The sequence below is a fragment of the Paenibacillus sp. AN1007 genome, from assembly GCF_040702995.1.
GTDB lineage: Bacteria > Bacillota > Bacilli > Paenibacillales > Paenibacillaceae > Paenibacillus.
This window is the reverse complement of the sequence record NZ_CP159992.1, coordinates 879,942-895,360: the sequence shown is the minus strand read 5'-3', so window position 1 is coordinate 895,360 and position 15,419 is coordinate 879,942. Positions and strand designations below refer to the sequence as shown.

The window sequence follows — 15,419 nt, the reverse complement described above, 5'->3', positions numbered from 1 at the left end:
CTTATTCATACGTCACAGTCTATCTGTCGGAATATGAAACCCGGCTTCCGTACCGCTGCCTTTCTCACTGCGAATCGTAAACGCTGCATCCCCGTCATAAAACAGCTCCAGGCGGCGGTATACGTTGCGGATGCCTACATGTGAGCCGTCTTTTGCCTGATCCGACCGCACATCCTGTAATAATTGGCGCAGTTTGTCCTGTTCCATCCCGATTCCGTTATCTATGACACGAATAACCAGCCCGGATTCGCCAAGCTTGGCAGTAATATGAATTAATCGTCCTGTTTTGCGCGCCTGCAAACCATGCTTGCATGCATTCTCAACCAGCGGCTGAATACTCATACGTGGAATGCGTTTACCCGCAGCCTCCGGATCAATATCAAAAGTATAATCAAACAACTCCCCGAACCTGAACTTCTCAATCTGAAGATAAAGCGTAGTGAACTGCAGCTCCTCCTCCAGTGTAATAAGATTATCTGATCTGCTGAGCAGTTGTCTCATTAGCAGCGATAAACTCTTTATAATTTCCGAAACTTCTGTATAACCGTTTTTGGTGCTCACAACGAGCAGTGCATTTAGTGTATTAAACAGAAAATGCGGGTTCATCTGGCTCTGAAGCATGGATAACTCGGTTCGTACTTGATCCAGTTCCAGATCTTTGTGCCTGATCTCCAGCTTATACACATCATTGATCAGGGAATGAATTTTGCTAATCATCATATTAAATGTGCGGATCAAACCACCGATCTCGTCCCGGCCTTCCTGTATCTCAATCAGATCAAAACGTTCATTACGCACTTTCTCCATATGCCGTGACAGTTTGCGAATCCGATAGTGATACGAGCGCAGAATAAAATAGATGAGCACCGAAGGTACGATTACACTTATTAAGGCCAGCCACAAAATAGAATTCCGCGCTTCCTTCAGCAGTTGGTCGACATGCCGCGTGTCCGCAACCCCGATCAGCTTCCAGCCGTCCAGATAAGCCAGATTGCCAAGTGGTTTCTCCAGCACATATTCCGAATTCACATTGGCAGACCACTGTCCATCTGCAGGGAAGCGTGCACTGGACACAACCGGGCGGCTATTTCCGTCCACAAGCCGGAGCTGCAGGCTGTTCGTCTCGCGATTAAGTATGCTGAAAATCCGGTTCACTTCCAGATCGATTTTGGAATACTTCGCATAGTTAGCATACGAAGTAAAAGTTTTCATCTTCCCGATGACACTGATTCGCTTCCCCCGGCTGAATCCGGTCTGTTCTTCATAATCGATAACGAGAATATCCCCACTTGCTTGATTTAACTGCTTCATTCCAGGCAGTGAACTTCCCTTGTCTTTCATGACAATGTAGTGACTACCTGTCTGAATGGTATCGTTATCCGTGAAAATCCGAACTTCAAGAATATTGGCTGACATATACCGAGTCAATTTATCACGCAGGAAAATGTGGTATTCGTTGTAATACTCCACAGGTGACTCATAAGTACGATCAAGTGCTTCATACAAGGAGTCATCCGCTGCAATCATACGACTCAGTGCAACACTCTCATCAATCATACCCACCAATTCACCTGCGGCCCTGTCAATGGATTTACGCAGATTTTCCTGTTCCCGCACCTTGATATCTGCCGATGTCCGTTGATAGAAAAACAGATTAATCGCGATAATGGGCAGAAGAATACTCACGACATAAATTAGCAAAAACTTGTATCGAAGGGGGATATCATTCACTGTATGAAAAGTCCACTTTTTTTTATGCACATGATCACCCTTGATTATTGTTTTTATATAAGGACGGGAGTTCGCCTGTAAGCGCTTTAAATTTCTCGGTAAAATACTCCGCATCATGATAACCCAATTCGAATGCAATATCTGAAATTTTCATATTCGTTCGGCGAAGCATCCGGCGTGCCTCTTCGATTCGAAGACGATGCACATATTCGCTGAAGCTGATGCCCATCTCCCGCTTGAACTGCTGGCCCAGATAAGCTGCATTCACATGAATGTGATTCGCCAGCTGCTGCAGTTTGATTTTGGTGCGGTAATGTTCCTTCAAATACTGAACAGCTTCTGCTACCAGCCCTCCTGAACCCGGATCAGCCTGAGCAGATGAAGCGAACGTTTCGGCAATCTGCCTAAACAGCTGCTTTAACTCTCCATGGAACCAACTCTCTGTGTGATGCCAGGTTCGTTTTTGCAGAAGCGTCTGATCCGCTCCAATTATCCCATATCTCCGCAGCAGTTCTCCATGTACATACCTGACAGCGCTTTGAGTCCAGCCCCTCGCAGCCCGGGATTCGCGCATCTCCTGCAGCATATCGTCCACAGCACGATCAATCCGGTTCACATCTCCCGCTTCAATCAAAGCCAGGAACTGCTTGGCACGAGAAGTCATTTTTTCGAGATCCGCTTCTTCAATCACACCACCTGCGTCAGTAAACGTATCCAGCATCTCCGCTGCCTCATTTCGTTCTTCCGCATACCTCGTCTCGATTTCCTGTCTCTGGGTGTCCAGAGGAATAATCAGATTTTTCAATAACTCATGAATCTCTTCAGGCACCAAAGGCTTGAGTACATATTCATTCACCCGATATCGTATCGCCTGCTGTGCGTAACCGAATTCGGAATAACCAGTCACGATGACGATCTGGGAATCATAGTTTAATTCTTCACGCATCGTTCGAATCAAGCCAAGTCCATCAAGTACCGGCATCTGAATATCGGTTACAACCAGATCCGGATTCACATGGCTGATCAGTTCAAGTGCTTCTTCTCCATCTGTCGCAGTTCCACATAACTCATATCCGCAGCCCTGCCAATCGATCATCGTTCTCCAGCCTTCCAGCATAAATGGCTCGTCATCTGCTACTATGACCTTGTACATGGATTCACCTGCCATTTCCCCTTTTTTTCTCCAGTATGGCACCGTATAGTCAATGTGACAATGCTAAGATTAGAATAAATCTGCTCTATTTATAAGATACTTCAAAAAAGCCCTGCAGGCTCGCCCTTTTTATGGGCCTGCCTGCAAGGCTATGAGTTCGTAACCGTCAACAGACTGCGGTACACTGCAGCTTGAAACTTCAACCTAAACTGAGCTGAGCTTATACCTGAATTACTGCCTAAGCCTGAGCCTCAGTCCTGCCCAAGAATACGCCAGAACGAACCCTTCGGCTGCAGCTGTGTATCGAATACAAACGGCCAGTTTTTGCGGCCGCGTACCGGAAAATGATCCAACCACGAATAATTATCAGCCACACCCCAGAATGTCACGGAAGTAATGTTGGATTTATACTCCCGGAACAATCGAAAAATGTCCTCATACCTTTTCTCCTGAAGCTCCATCATCTCTGATGTTGGTTCCGTCAGATCGGTACGTCGATCGTCATGACGGAAGACGGACAGATCCAGCTCAGTGACATGAAGCTGTACATCCAGTGAGGCATAACGTTCAATAGCCTGACGGATCTCTTCAATGGAAGGACCATGAATGTTCCAGTGTCCCTGCATACCAATACCATGAACAGGTGCCCCCTTGTCCAGGAGGGACCGAACCAGATTGTATATTTTCTCCCGCTTCACGGGGTCTGTCTCGTTGTAATCATTATAGAACAGCAGTGCATCCGGATCTGCCTCATGAGCCATACTGAACGCCTGATGCAAATAATCCTCTCCGACCAAGCGCAGCCACTTCGTATCACGCATAATCAGATCGGTTTTATCTTCGATAGCCTCGTTCACAACATCCCAAGCATAGATCTGTCCTTTGTAACGGCCAACGACTGTATCAATATGCTGCTTCAACCGGGACAGCATCGTTTCTCTTGAAGCCGGACCACCGGAAGCATCTTCGAACACCCATGCTGGTGTCTGATTGTGCCATACCAAGGTGTGACCGCGCACACCGATTCCCCGGCCAACAGCAAAATCAACAATCTCGTCTGCTGCCTCAAACGTATATTCATGCTCTCGCGGATGAACTTCTTCGAACTTCATCTGGTTCTCAGCGGTAACACTGTTATAATGCTTTGCAATAAAATCCCCTTCGGACTGCAGCATTCTCGTATGTACTGCCGCACCTATCTTGAACAAATCGGCATAAGCAGTATGTAGGGACGGAATTTCAGTAGACATCCTGGTTCCTCCTCGCAGGTTTATTACTTCATCATAACGGATTATGAATGCGCTTTCCATGAACAAAATAAACTTTTGCCCCCTGAAATTCTACCAATTTCGGTACGAAAGAAGGGTTGAAGCCATACGTTATAACTTGTCGACCTGCAGCATCGTAACCTGCTTCACCGTACACGCCGGGCTGACCTGTTCTTCAGTAAGAATATGAAGCTTGATCAAACTCTTCAGCTTATGGCTGTCCACCTTGGACACCAGCTTCCAAATTTCCGGATCAGGCAGGGACGCGTAAAGCTTCTGATCATCGTATTCCTTGCGGTGCTGGAGCACCGTTTTCACCTTGTAGCTGCCTACTTCGGTCTCATAGATCCCCTGCTCCGCACAATAAGCCACAATCTCATCTCGCAATACGGATAACCGCTGTTCAATCTCTTTCTGCTGCTGTTTCAATTCAAAATAAGTCTGCACTTTCTGTTCCATAACTCATCACGCTCCTCTACTACCATAGGTATGCAGAAAATATGAGTTTAGGACAGGCTTGGGAATCGCCTTGAAAAGATATTCGGAATACCCAAACGGCATCTTGGGGTATAAGGAAATATGCTCGATGAAGACGTTACTTCATTCACAACAAACTGGTGTGCAGATACAGGTTATGCGCAGCAATGTTCAGCATACGCCGCATGACTTCCGAATTTCTTGGAACATCCCCCTCGCGTGACAGCAGCACCCAGCGCAGCCAGGCAAGCGCCTCAAAGGCTCGTTCTTCATCCAACATACAGCTTGAAACAGTCCGCAGCTCATCCCGATAAAGCTTACCGTACTCTTCTCCGTTATAGATGGTGATTAAAAAGACAGACCATGCCGTGTCATATCTCGGATCTCCGTACTGTCCATTGGTCCAGTCAATAACCGTGTGCTGTCCATTCATCTCGACAATGTTCCCCAAGTTGTAGTCACCGTGAATCAAGTGATCCTGTCTGATCTGTACACGCTGCATCACATCATTCACACGATCATAAATATCAGCATGTTTATCGATCTGAGGAAAAAAATAGTCAACAAAACGGCAGCGAGGGATGTACTCTTTGGACGCCTCTGTATCTGCATCTGTATCTGCGATGCTGAATAGATACTGGTGGATATCATTTAATGTACAGGCCATTCGCCTTAAAACCTTTTGATCCAGCCGGGTAACTGGTACGCCATCGTAACTTGTAAGCAGCACCTGATTGTGATCCTGATCCTTCCCCCAGCCATAGGGTCTGGACACTTGAATTCCACTCTGGCCCAGCTTCAGCAGCAGGTGATATTGTTTGCCGATATCCGGGCGTGATTCCTTATTCCATATCTTCAGAACGTACGACTGATCATTCCATCTAATGCACATCACATCGGCTTCCAACCCAGGTGTAAGCGGAATAATTTGCTGATTCTGCTGCTGCATACCCTGCCTGATCTTTTCGTCCAGATGAACCCAGTTCATGTCACCAAGCCGTATCACGTTTGTTCACGACCTTCCGTTCGGGTTAGGCTTGATCAAGCCTTTGCCTATAACATTAGCGGATACAGGTACCCGACCGATTTCTCTGGCCCATACGGATAACTGTCCCATGTGATGAATTTCATGTGCAATCACATGCCGCATAATTTCACCCCAAGCATCCATGTCCGCGCGCCCGTCGGTTCGGCGGTCTATGAAAGCTTTCTTTTCCATACCAGGCTCCCAGGCTAGAACAAATGCTTCCACGTCCTTGTGCAGTTTATGATCCAGCTCACGCACGGCTTGGAGCGTCTGATAGTTGGCAAAATCCTCCTCATCGTCCGGTTTTCCCTGCAGCAGCTGCAGCCAGCTCCATTCCACATCAATAACGTGAAACAAAGTTCTCAGTATACTCCCAACCCCTCCTGTACGCGGGCGAAGCAGCTCTTCTGGCGGCAGGTCTGCACACCATGCATACCACTGTTCACGTACGATCCAGTTATAGCGAAAAAACGTCTCCATATCTGCACACTCCTATTCAACAAAGATGCTTCATTGTAATTCACCCCGGCTGCTTCTCTTTTATTCTCTTTTTGAGATACAAAATCACATGTATTCCAGCATAAATAAACAAAATATTAAAGAAGTACACCAGCAAATTGATATGCATGTCGGATATAAACCAGATCGCTCCATCCGGGTTCGGGAGATGATAATCCGTCAAAAAACGAAATGGAAATCCATACTCGGTTCGGAGCGGCCCGCCTTCTGTCTCTATGGTACCCGGGAGACACCAGACTGCCAGTGCGGCAAGCCAAGCGGAAAGATTGAATATTTTCAAGTTTATCTTCATGATGTTCCCTCCTGTTCTCCCTTAACAGGACTTCCTCCAAAATACGTCCCCTCTAGTTCTTCATCCAAATAATTTTTTAACTCCGGATGGTGCAGTGCATACCTCGATGTCTGGTTAAAACGGCCATTTTTCGTAACGTAAATCTGGCTGCCGTTGTATTGAATGGTGACCCCAGTATGATGCTTAAGTCTCAAAGCAATCCCTATATGAATGCTGCCATCAATGCGATCCACAGGTGTCTTGGCGAGTCCTGGAGCTTCATTCAACCAATGAACAACCCGGCTTATATCTTCTTCGTTCAAAACAGCATCGTCAAAACGGATATGGGCACCGCCGCCAATCTTGGTATATACAGCTTTGCTCGTATCCGCACGCACGACTTCGGCACTTGACAGAGGAGTATGAATATCCACAAATCGGTTATTCATCAACCAGAAGTACAGGACAGCAGCAGCCGCGGCCATCCCAACAAACAGCCAGAGTCGTTTGAAATGTTGGGTTTTCTTCATTTTTTATCACCTCATCCAATACTTAAACAACCTAAAGCCGACTTTAGTTACATCCTATTTTCAAACTATTCAGCAGTTCCCGCAGCCAGAAGCCATATTGTTCCCGCTTGTGTTCACTGTCTCTCTTTCAAAAGCGCTTTGATCTCCCGCAGCTCTACCAAAATCTCTTTCGTATGCTGGCTATTTCGTGAAGTATCAATGGCTGCTTTAATTACATATTGGCCTAAAATTAAAATTAAGAGTGAACAAATAATTATAACGAACATCATTATTTTTCCTCCCTTTTCTAAACAAAAGAAGGCAATCTCGCCAGATCGCCCTTAGTCATTACTGCACTTCTTTGTCAAGTTGATTCCCATGGAACGCTTTCAAAATAAAATCTTTATTCGGAACGTTCAGACGCTCATAAGCTTGAAGATACTGCCTGTTGTCATAGGTAACGGCCGTGAACTTCACATCCAGTCGATCCTTATGAAACTCTGCAATGCCATATCGCGCAACCGCAAACTCATTACAGCCTAAAGCTCCCGGATTCATATAGACCCGCTGCGCCGTCCTGAAATAATGAAGAATGTGATAATGTCCAAAACAGATCAGGTCATACGAGGTTTCTTTATACTTTGCATCCAACTTCACGCCGGAAGGCTCCCGATCAATGTCATCCAGCTTGTTATCGCTCATATGATAATGAGTCAGCAGCACATGCTGTCCTTCGACTTCTTTGTCTATAGATTTGGGCAGACGCTGTATTAGCTTGATGGATTCTTCGCTTAACTGTCTGCCAACCCACTCATGATGTTCTTGCAATTCTTTGTGCCCTTTCAACGGACCTCTTCCCTCAAGTAAATGGAGTACCGCTTCTTCGTGATTCCCTGCAATGGCCGTCATGTGTTCACGGCTGTATAACATTTCAATCACTTCATTGGAATATGGACCTATACCAATCATGTCTCCCAGACAAAATAACTGCTCGATGTCCCCCTGCTGGTCAATATCACTTAACACGGCTTGAAGCGCTGGAGCATTTCCATGAATATCGGTTAAAATGGCGGCCTTCATTCCGATTCCTCCTCAGGAATATACATGGTCTGAATCTCCTGAACCCCCTGGACAAAACCCAGATTCAAATACACCGACTCCGCATCATTTCCCTCCATGACGTACAGCCGTAAAAAAGGATACTGCCCCTTGAGCATGGTTAATGCTCGTTGTAACATCTGGGAAGCGAGTCCTCTTCCTCTGTACGAAGGGATCACACCGATACTGTATACGGCAGCCTGATTGTCCTGCAGACACAAGCGGCAGTTGGCAATCAACTGACCGGTTTCCTGATCATATACCAGTGTAGAGGCCTGCGTCAGAATCTCGTTAGTGTAGTTGGGGTCCTCATCAGGTGTAAAATCTTCCAGTGATTTCTGCTTTCTTCGAGCCGCTTCAAGACTTCCACCGAAACTTTCCAGATCACACCGGGCGATTTCTTCTTCGTTGACGTACTTCAATCCACCCGCCCCGTTTTCAATGATCTTCGGACTCTGTACAGACCACCTAGGGTCCCACTCGATATCAAAATGATCCGTAGGCCGCTGCATCCAGCGGCATCTGAACTCGGCCGGCCAGAATCCGGCCCTTGCAAACCAGTCTGCTTGGCTCGGTAAAATCTCAAAGGTCACGATGCGTTTGCTGCGGTCTGACCACTGCATTAATTTCCGTTTCAGAAGCTTGACGATCTCAAAGCCCTGCTGGAAAGGGGGGATGAGAAACAAGTGATACATCTTGTTGGGCTCCATCCTTACACCGCCTACTTTGCGCTCCCCTTGATAGATCCAGTACGCACTGCACCTTGAGGAATTGAACTCTTCTTCTCTGAAAAATCCAACGTACCCCATATCATAATAAACGGTACAGAATAACCCCCACTCCTTAACATCAGCCAGTCGAATCGAATATTCATCTGACAGATCATATTGAAGCGTATCCGCAGTCCATTCGGTTAGACTCATATGTCATTCCTCCATCTCCGGATAACCAATTTCTGCAATATCTTCTTCCAGTTCGTCAAGCTCAATCTCTGCATTTAACCGCTGCAGCAGCTGTTCGTTCAGCGGTTTCAAGGCAAATACATGCTGAACCCAATTTAGATCCAATTCGACCTCATAATACGCTGAGCCCAGGCATGATAATACACTGCACCACCCGCAAGTATCTCGATTAAAACGCAGGCTTCATCCGTCAGCTGCTGACTTGAAGCCCAGCCGTTCTTCCCTGCTTCGTTCCAAATGCAGAATGTCGTCTGATCCATCATAAAGGCAGGCTCATGCAGAAATGCATTAAATACCGCAGGCACACCCTTCAACACATCACCAAGCCGATTTTTATGAAGAGAAGCATAAGCTTTGTCATACCCTTTTATAATCAGACTGCCGGAATCAAACCATGCAAAATAGTGATCCCCTTCTCCGTCTCTCATCGAGGCCATCTGTTCACCTTTGTCCCACTGTGCATTGTAAGAATAATACCGGTACTCCCATTCGGGCATCAATATCGCATCCATCATCGCTGCTGCCTTAAAGATCCGCTCACACTCACCAATATCCGGTAAACGTTTGATAAAAACAGAAGCCTCACCCATGTGTCGTTACCTCCTGAGCAGTGTCATATATATATTCACCCTGGTTTTCTATCTCCTCATTATGCATGAACCAATATCAACCTGCGGTACGAGCCGCCATAATCAGCTGCAGTGCCCCCTCTTTTTCATCTGAGGTAAAAAGGATCATCTGCATCCCCTGGTTAATCTGTACTTGAACTTGCTCAGCGTCCAGCGCTTTTATAGCTTCTAATGCGTAACCTACATTCAATGACACTTTACATTCCGTTCCTAGAAAACGATATGTAGAGAGTGTTTCTGATGATTGATTTACTTGACTTGAGGCGTTGAATTCAACCTTTTCCGCTTGGACCCGCATTTGGACCAGATTGGTTTTTTCCTGAGATGCGATTATTGCAGTGCGGTCCAGTGCGGCTATCAGATCAGATGCAGGAACGACAAAACGAGCTGCATAAGCCGAGTCTGTACCGATTTCAACATTCGGATAAGTTCCTGTAATTGAATGAGTCAGAAGGGTGAAATGTTCACCCGTAAATTCAATCTTGGTTTTGCCCAATCTAACGTTCACAAATTCATCTCCGAGAAGTTTCTCAAGCTCATTCATCGTTCGGCCAGGAACGATAGCTGTTTCGCTCACTACATGCATCTCAGATGTCAGAGCCTGCTTCACCTTCCCCATCCGATATCGGTCACAGCCGATCATCGTTAACGCAGCATCCTTAACCTCCATTTTCACTCCAGTCAGCGTAGGCATATGTTCTTTTTTCTGGACCGCAAACAAAGTTTGACGAATCCCATCTTTTAAGCCTGCCCCGCTGATCGTAAATAACGTACTGCACTCGATCGACTCTGGAAGCGGATATTCATCAGCCTGCAGCAGCTGGAGTACAAAAGTTGATCTGGCGGAGTGAGTGGTGACGATTAGGCGGTCACCTGCTGCCTCGCTGGATAATATGATTTCGTTCTCCTGCATCTTTCGTACAATATCAGCCAGCAGCTTTGCTTGAACCGCAGCCTTCCCTGATTGCTGGATCTGAATATCCTCTGCAGGAATCTCCGTCATAAAAAAAGCTGTACCATCTCCGCTAATCAAGCTGATCCGGTCTGTAAACGTCTCCATATATATACATTCGAGCACTCGGACATGCTCATTGGATGATACGAAGCGAACCGCTTTGGTTAACTGCTCCAACAAACGAACACGGTTTATAATCACTCTCATCGGGGTCGCTCCTTGCTTTTATGAAAAATTCATGAATTCCATTCTGTTCCGAAACGCTATTTCAGTGCTGCCGCTGGTTTGTTCTTGAACTCATTAGTGAAACAATGATATACACGAATCCCTGCACCACAGACATTAGGATTACAAATTCGAGCAGCATACTGTCCACTGCGCCGAAATCATGCAGCAAGTCCGTTATAATCTGCTCCGGTCTGGATACAACATCCCATGAATTCCAGCGATTATACCTGCCGATATACACGCCTAGACTGCTCAGAAGTAATATAAAACTTATAATTATCCAGCAGACATATTTATGTACAAACAGATACAGCACGTTTTCAATTTGCCTAACAGAACATGTAGAGAGTAATAAACCCACGATAGCCGTACCAAGTGAAAGTGTAAGACTATACCAAAAATCCATGTTATACCAAAATGGGGACTCTGGCTGAGCTGTGAAATACCGGAAGGCATGCAGCATCTCCGTATACAGATAGGCCGCATTGGGCAGAAAGAAAAGCCAAATCAGACAAAGCAGGCCCACTAGAGCAGCGCCCAACCATCCGGGTTTGAAACCTTTACATTCTAATACATAAACGATCAATGATGATATGAGCAGTGGAACCCATGCCAGAAACATGTCCCAGACCAAAAAAGCATACATATTCGATCCTGATTTTGCCCGCAGATACGCCGCAGTACCAAGACAGCATAACGTCATAAGCAGCAGCGTCAAGAGCACTGCTGTACGTCCTTTATTCCAGAGCTTATTGTGTTTATATCCATCTTGGTTAGTCCTCATTCTATTGATCTGATCCTTCTCCTAAAATTATAGATATTTCTTAAAAGCTCTGCTGGACTCCCCATCATATCCAAGCTTTTGATAGAAATGATGGGCCTCATGTCTGGAAGCGCCGCTGGCGAGCAGCATCTTCGATGCATTCATCCGTATACATATCTGTTCCAGATGTTCCATTAATTCTGTACCATACCCCTGGCCCTGCACCTCACTGGATATAATGACCCTCTCCACCACACCAAACGGTTGGTTCCCCGCGAGAGCATCCAGACAAATATGTAAATGCGCCGTACCTACCACCTGTTTCTCAACTTCATACACAAAGAGATAGCTGTGTTCGTGGCGTCTAATCTCTTCTATTCGTTCAGCGAGCACTTTTGTATGCGTATGGCTCGGAAGCAGCTCTCTGTACAATCTTTCAATCGCTGCTGCATCCCTAAATTCAGCTTCTCTGATCATCATAACTACCCCTTATACTCTCATCTGGTAACTCAAAATAATGTCACCGTTGTCCTCTCTTTCAGCCGTTTCCTGAAAGCCACAACGCTTGTACAATGTATTAGCCGCAATATTGTGTGGTACATGTGATACTCTGATCTGCTTACAGTCACTTCGCTCCTGCAAGAAATGAATAATTTCCTGAATAGCACGTTTGCCATACCCCTGACCCTGGTGATTTCTGTCAATCATAAAACGCAGAATCCAGTAATGACCGTCTGTATAGATTTCATTATCAAATAAAACAAATCCCACCATCTGATCGTCTGCATAAATTCCGTAAGGTCTTGAAGTCACTTCCTTGGTCGCATGAACTAAAGAGTCCGCATTGCTGGCTACCAGTGCGAGCTGATCTTCTCGTGGTTGGAGAAGAATGCACTCCTGCTCATTTTCCTGGGTTATCTGCTGTAAAGTTACTAATTTTTCAAACGAATGTTCCATCTTCAATCTCCTTCATCTGTCCATGTTTAAGTCTTTATGACCATTACAATCTTGAGAAGCTGTGTACCCGGCAACAGCGTCTGTCCCCCCACTAATTCCAAACAGAATACTGCGCATCTGCCTCCAATGCTGTGGAAGTTATTGAACGACTTCTTTCTTGTAATTCACGTCTATCATAACCCAAAATGTGGAATCTGCGCATCCTTTCTTCCTTTGTCATTTTTAATTTATTCTTCCTTTTCTTGCAATAGCAAAAAAAGCCACGGATTCCGTGGCTCACGCTGTGACGATCCTGTTCTATTCTAATCCGGTCTTTCTGCAGCCTGCCCCTTCATATCTGCTGTGGATCCGCTCACCAATCGGCCTTGATACCATACGGCCTCCCTTGCAGATCTCCGGGCAACCGCTTCCGCAGCACAGCTCGCATGGACCAGCACAAAGCTCGCGGCATCTCCAGCCATCGGCCACACCCTTTCCCCTGCGGCGTTCAGCGGTGTTACTCCGCCAGTAACAACAGCCAGGGATTGTGATAAAGCTAACTCGTCGCTAAACCCGTACAGCTCAGCGAAGCGCCCGGCCTTCTCCAGCATATCGCCGCTACCAAAAGGAGACCAGTGATCCGTCAAACTGTCCGTTGCCAGCTTCACGTTTACACCAGCGCGCTGCAGCATAGGAAGCGGCATCATTGTTCTGCCAATGGGAACGGTTGAAGCCACGCCCATTCCCAGCGATGCCATGCGGCCCGCCATCTCTTCGGCCTCCTGCTGTTCTGCTCCAGCAAACCAGAATGCATGACTGACCGTAACTTGACCTTGAAGCCCCGCCTCTTCGGTCAGTCTGACAAGTTCAAGCAGTGTCTGTCTGCCTGCCTCTCCTCCATCATGCAGATGCATGTCAATGCCCGCCCGATGTTTCACTGCAAGTTCAACCATCGTATGCAGCGACTTTTCCATGTTCTCATCTACGGTATACGGGTCAAGTCCGCCAACATGAGTGGCCCCTTCAGACATGGCTTGTTCCATGAGTCCCACCGAATTCGAGCGCAGCAGCCCATGCTGTGGAAACGCAGCGATCTCTGAGGATATTTTGCCTGCATAGCTATTCAGTGCCTCTCTGGTTACTTCCAGCCTCCGAAGCCCACTGACCGGTTCAATATTACAATGTGCACGTACATGCGTGGAACCATAGGATTGAATTAAGGCAAGAATACCATCCGCCTGACGTCTGGCCTCAGGCAGCAGTTTGGGGAGCAGCACTTTCTCTTCCTCAATGCGTTCAAAGATGCTGGAGATTCGTCTAACCGCTCTCCACGGTCCATCATAATAGGTTTTATCCAGATGAATATGTGCTTCTTCAAACGAGGGAAGCAGAAGCAGCCCTTTACCATCCACCTGTGGTAAATGATCCGTTGGCTGCTCGCCCCCATCCACAACGGCAGCAATTACTCCATTTTCAATACGAAGATGGGCAGGCCCAGTTTTTGTTCCTGTTACTTCTGTTCCCTCACGAATATATCCTTGTTCCAAAATGACATTAGTGAGCCAATATGTCTTTTCCATAGACTATTCCTCTTTTCATTCGGCATGTTTCTTACTAAATCTAATCCTTTATATTAATTTTATATTAACATACCGTATGATTTTCAATAAACAATCATATAGGTGAGAGAAGAGGAAATCATGTTTGGTCATATGTAAGGATTGCAGGCGATGCAATCAAGTTTTCAATTTTTCTTGAGAAGAACCGCGAAAGAGTCCCGGTCCGATTGGTACTCTCCACCATTCACATCTGCGTATACTTTTTCAAGCGTAAATCCGGCATCGTTCATTTCTTTTTCCAGGCTCTGTACCGTAAAATGTTGATTCCAGTAATGATAGTTTACCAACTCACCATCTCCAAAAACCAAAACATTTTTTGATAAAGTCACATAATCAGGATATTTCACAGAAGCATATAAGGACAAATGTTTCTTCTCTGAGAAGGGGTTATCTTTTCGGGTCAGTCCCCACATCAGTTGAGTTTCAAATTTGTTATAGCTGTATTCTGATAATACATCCAGTAGAATTAATCCCCCGGGTTTTAAACCTCGGTGGATATTGTTAAGTATTTTTTTTCTATTTTCCGGGCTAAAAAAGCTGTAAACTTCATAGATCAATAGAGCCATGTCGAATTCATTCTCGAGTTCAATGCTTGTGATGTCCTCGTTTCTGTATTCAACGGATAAACCTTCTTTTGCGGCTTCCCGCTTTGCATACTCAATTGACTTTTTATTGAAATCGACACCAACGACCTTATAACCTCTCATCGCTAATTTTTGAGCATACAGGCCTGGGCCACAACCAAGATCAACAATTTTGGTATACTGATCTAGAGGAGCAATAGTATGAATGAAATCAACGGTTTCATTAATAAATTCATTATTCTTACTGCCACCAGGAATATTTTCATCAAAATGAGCTTTCAAAACTAGGTCATCACGGCTAGAGTCAAGCCAGATTTGTACTGATCCTTCCTCAAATGGCTCGGGAATTTTCGCCATTTCTAATAATTTTTCCATTATGGTCTCTCCTTCTGTTGAATTTGATTGAGTGGTCTATACAGAAGAGGGATTGCTGCTTAGCTGAAGAAGCAGCTGCGTATCTCAGCTAAGCAGCAAGTAAAGTGCACTTCATTACCTTATTACAGCAATTTATCAATGCGGACTTTATGCACTAACTGGAATTTCAAGTTAGCAGTGGTTGCTTACTGTTGACAGAAAAACAGTAACGGTAACTACAGTTACGGTAGCTTCTGCTGCCTTACCTTTTCCCTCTTTGTTTGCTAATTTTTGCAATTCCAATACTTTATTCATAGATTTCACCTCCTTTCCTGC

General features: G+C 45.7%; 20 protein-coding genes. All 20 read right to left on the bottom strand.

All coding sequences use genetic code 11. The features are described from left to right. Positions 1-12: 12 nt before the first annotated feature. Positions 13-1,761 (bottom strand): sensor histidine kinase, encoded by a 1,749-nt coding sequence (locus ABXS70_RS04030; protein ID WP_342552363.1) that lies wholly within the window; start codon positions 1,759-1,761, stop codon positions 13-15. 4 nt (positions 1,762-1,765) lie between these two features. After that, complete coding sequence (locus tag ABXS70_RS04025; protein ID WP_366294027.1) at positions 1,766-2,884, bottom strand: response regulator; 1,119 nt, start codon at positions 2,882-2,884, stop codon at positions 1,766-1,768. Positions 2,885-3,135: 251 nt separating this feature from the next. Then, positions 3,136-4,134, bottom strand: coding sequence for an endo-1,4-beta-xylanase (locus ABXS70_RS04020; protein ID WP_366294024.1), 999 nt, complete (start codon positions 4,132-4,134; stop codon positions 3,136-3,138). A gap of 129 nt (positions 4,135-4,263) precedes the next feature. Next, positions 4,264-4,611 carry a hypothetical protein gene (locus tag ABXS70_RS04015; protein WP_342552366.1) on the bottom strand — a complete coding sequence of 116 codons (348 nt, stop codon included), beginning with the start codon at positions 4,609-4,611 and terminating at the stop codon, positions 4,264-4,266. A 145-nt stretch (positions 4,612-4,756) separates the two neighbouring features. Further along, positions 4,757-5,635, bottom strand: a complete 879-nt coding sequence (locus tag ABXS70_RS04010) for an aminoglycoside phosphotransferase family protein (RefSeq protein WP_366294021.1) — start codon at positions 5,633-5,635, stop codon at positions 4,757-4,759. A gap of 6 nt (positions 5,636-5,641) precedes the next feature. Further along, positions 5,642-6,136 (bottom strand): DinB family protein, encoded by a 495-nt coding sequence (locus ABXS70_RS04005; RefSeq protein WP_366294018.1) that lies wholly within the window; start codon positions 6,134-6,136, stop codon positions 5,642-5,644. Positions 6,137-6,176: 40 nt separating this feature from the next. Then, positions 6,177-6,467 carry a hypothetical protein gene (locus ABXS70_RS04000; protein WP_366294015.1) on the bottom strand — a complete coding sequence of 97 codons (291 nt, stop codon included), beginning with the start codon at positions 6,465-6,467 and terminating at the stop codon, positions 6,177-6,179. After that, on the bottom strand, positions 6,464-6,976 hold the full coding sequence (locus ABXS70_RS03995; protein ID WP_366294012.1) for a hypothetical protein: 513 nt from the start codon (positions 6,974-6,976) through the stop codon (positions 6,464-6,466). Before ABXS70_RS03995 ends, ABXS70_RS04000 begins: the two co-directional genes overlap by 4 nt. 113 nt (positions 6,977-7,089) lie before the next feature. After that, the gene (locus ABXS70_RS03990; RefSeq protein WP_342552371.1) at positions 7,090-7,245 is read right to left on the bottom strand and encodes a hypothetical protein; all 156 of its coding nucleotides are present in this window, start codon (positions 7,243-7,245) and stop codon (positions 7,090-7,092) included. A 58-nt stretch (positions 7,246-7,303) separates the two neighbouring features. After that, positions 7,304-8,035: a metallophosphoesterase family protein gene (locus ABXS70_RS03985; RefSeq protein WP_342552372.1), complete on the bottom strand. Its 732-nt coding sequence runs from the start codon at positions 8,033-8,035 to the stop codon at positions 7,304-7,306. Continuing rightward, on the bottom strand, positions 8,032-8,976 hold the full coding sequence (locus ABXS70_RS03980) for a GNAT family N-acetyltransferase (protein ID WP_366294008.1): 945 nt from the start codon (positions 8,974-8,976) through the stop codon (positions 8,032-8,034). The genes ABXS70_RS03985 and ABXS70_RS03980 overlap by 4 nt, the downstream gene beginning before the upstream one ends. Before the next feature lie 3 nt (positions 8,977-8,979). Continuing rightward, positions 8,980-9,120 carry a hypothetical protein gene (locus ABXS70_RS03975; protein WP_366294005.1) on the bottom strand — a complete coding sequence of 47 codons (141 nt, stop codon included), beginning with the start codon at positions 9,118-9,120 and terminating at the stop codon, positions 8,980-8,982. Then, positions 9,111-9,605 carry a hypothetical protein gene (locus ABXS70_RS03970; RefSeq protein ID WP_366294002.1) on the bottom strand — a complete coding sequence of 165 codons (495 nt, stop codon included), beginning with the start codon at positions 9,603-9,605 and terminating at the stop codon, positions 9,111-9,113. Before ABXS70_RS03970 ends, ABXS70_RS03975 begins: the two co-directional genes overlap by 10 nt. A gap of 76 nt (positions 9,606-9,681) precedes the next feature. Next, positions 9,682-10,806: a DNA polymerase III subunit beta gene (gene dnaN, locus ABXS70_RS03965; protein WP_366293999.1), complete on the bottom strand. Its 1,125-nt coding sequence runs from the start codon at positions 10,804-10,806 to the stop codon at positions 9,682-9,684. A 61-nt stretch (positions 10,807-10,867) separates the two neighbouring features. Further along, the gene (locus ABXS70_RS03960; protein ID WP_366293996.1) at positions 10,868-11,611 is read right to left on the bottom strand and encodes a DUF1361 domain-containing protein; all 744 of its coding nucleotides are present in this window, start codon (positions 11,609-11,611) and stop codon (positions 10,868-10,870) included. Positions 11,612-11,638: 27 nt separating this feature from the next. Then, positions 11,639-12,070, bottom strand: a complete 432-nt coding sequence (locus ABXS70_RS03955; protein WP_342552377.1) for a GNAT family N-acetyltransferase — start codon at positions 12,068-12,070, stop codon at positions 11,639-11,641. Positions 12,071-12,079: 9 nt separating this feature from the next. After that, entirely contained in the window at positions 12,080-12,547 is a 468-nt protein-coding gene (locus ABXS70_RS03950; protein WP_342552378.1) for a GNAT family N-acetyltransferase, read from the bottom strand. A 302-nt stretch (positions 12,548-12,849) separates the two neighbouring features. Beyond that, positions 12,850-14,106 (bottom strand): amidohydrolase, encoded by a 1,257-nt coding sequence (locus ABXS70_RS03945; protein WP_342552379.1) that lies wholly within the window; start codon positions 14,104-14,106, stop codon positions 12,850-12,852. A 164-nt stretch (positions 14,107-14,270) separates the two neighbouring features. Continuing rightward, positions 14,271-15,104: a methyltransferase domain-containing protein gene (locus ABXS70_RS03940; protein ID WP_366293991.1), complete on the bottom strand. Its 834-nt coding sequence runs from the start codon at positions 15,102-15,104 to the stop codon at positions 14,271-14,273. 171 nt (positions 15,105-15,275) lie between these two features. Then, a complete protein-coding gene (locus ABXS70_RS03935) occupies positions 15,276-15,398 on the bottom strand; it encodes a class III lanthipeptide (protein WP_342552381.1) in 123 nt (40 codons plus the stop codon). Positions 15,399-15,419: the final 21 nt, after the last annotated feature.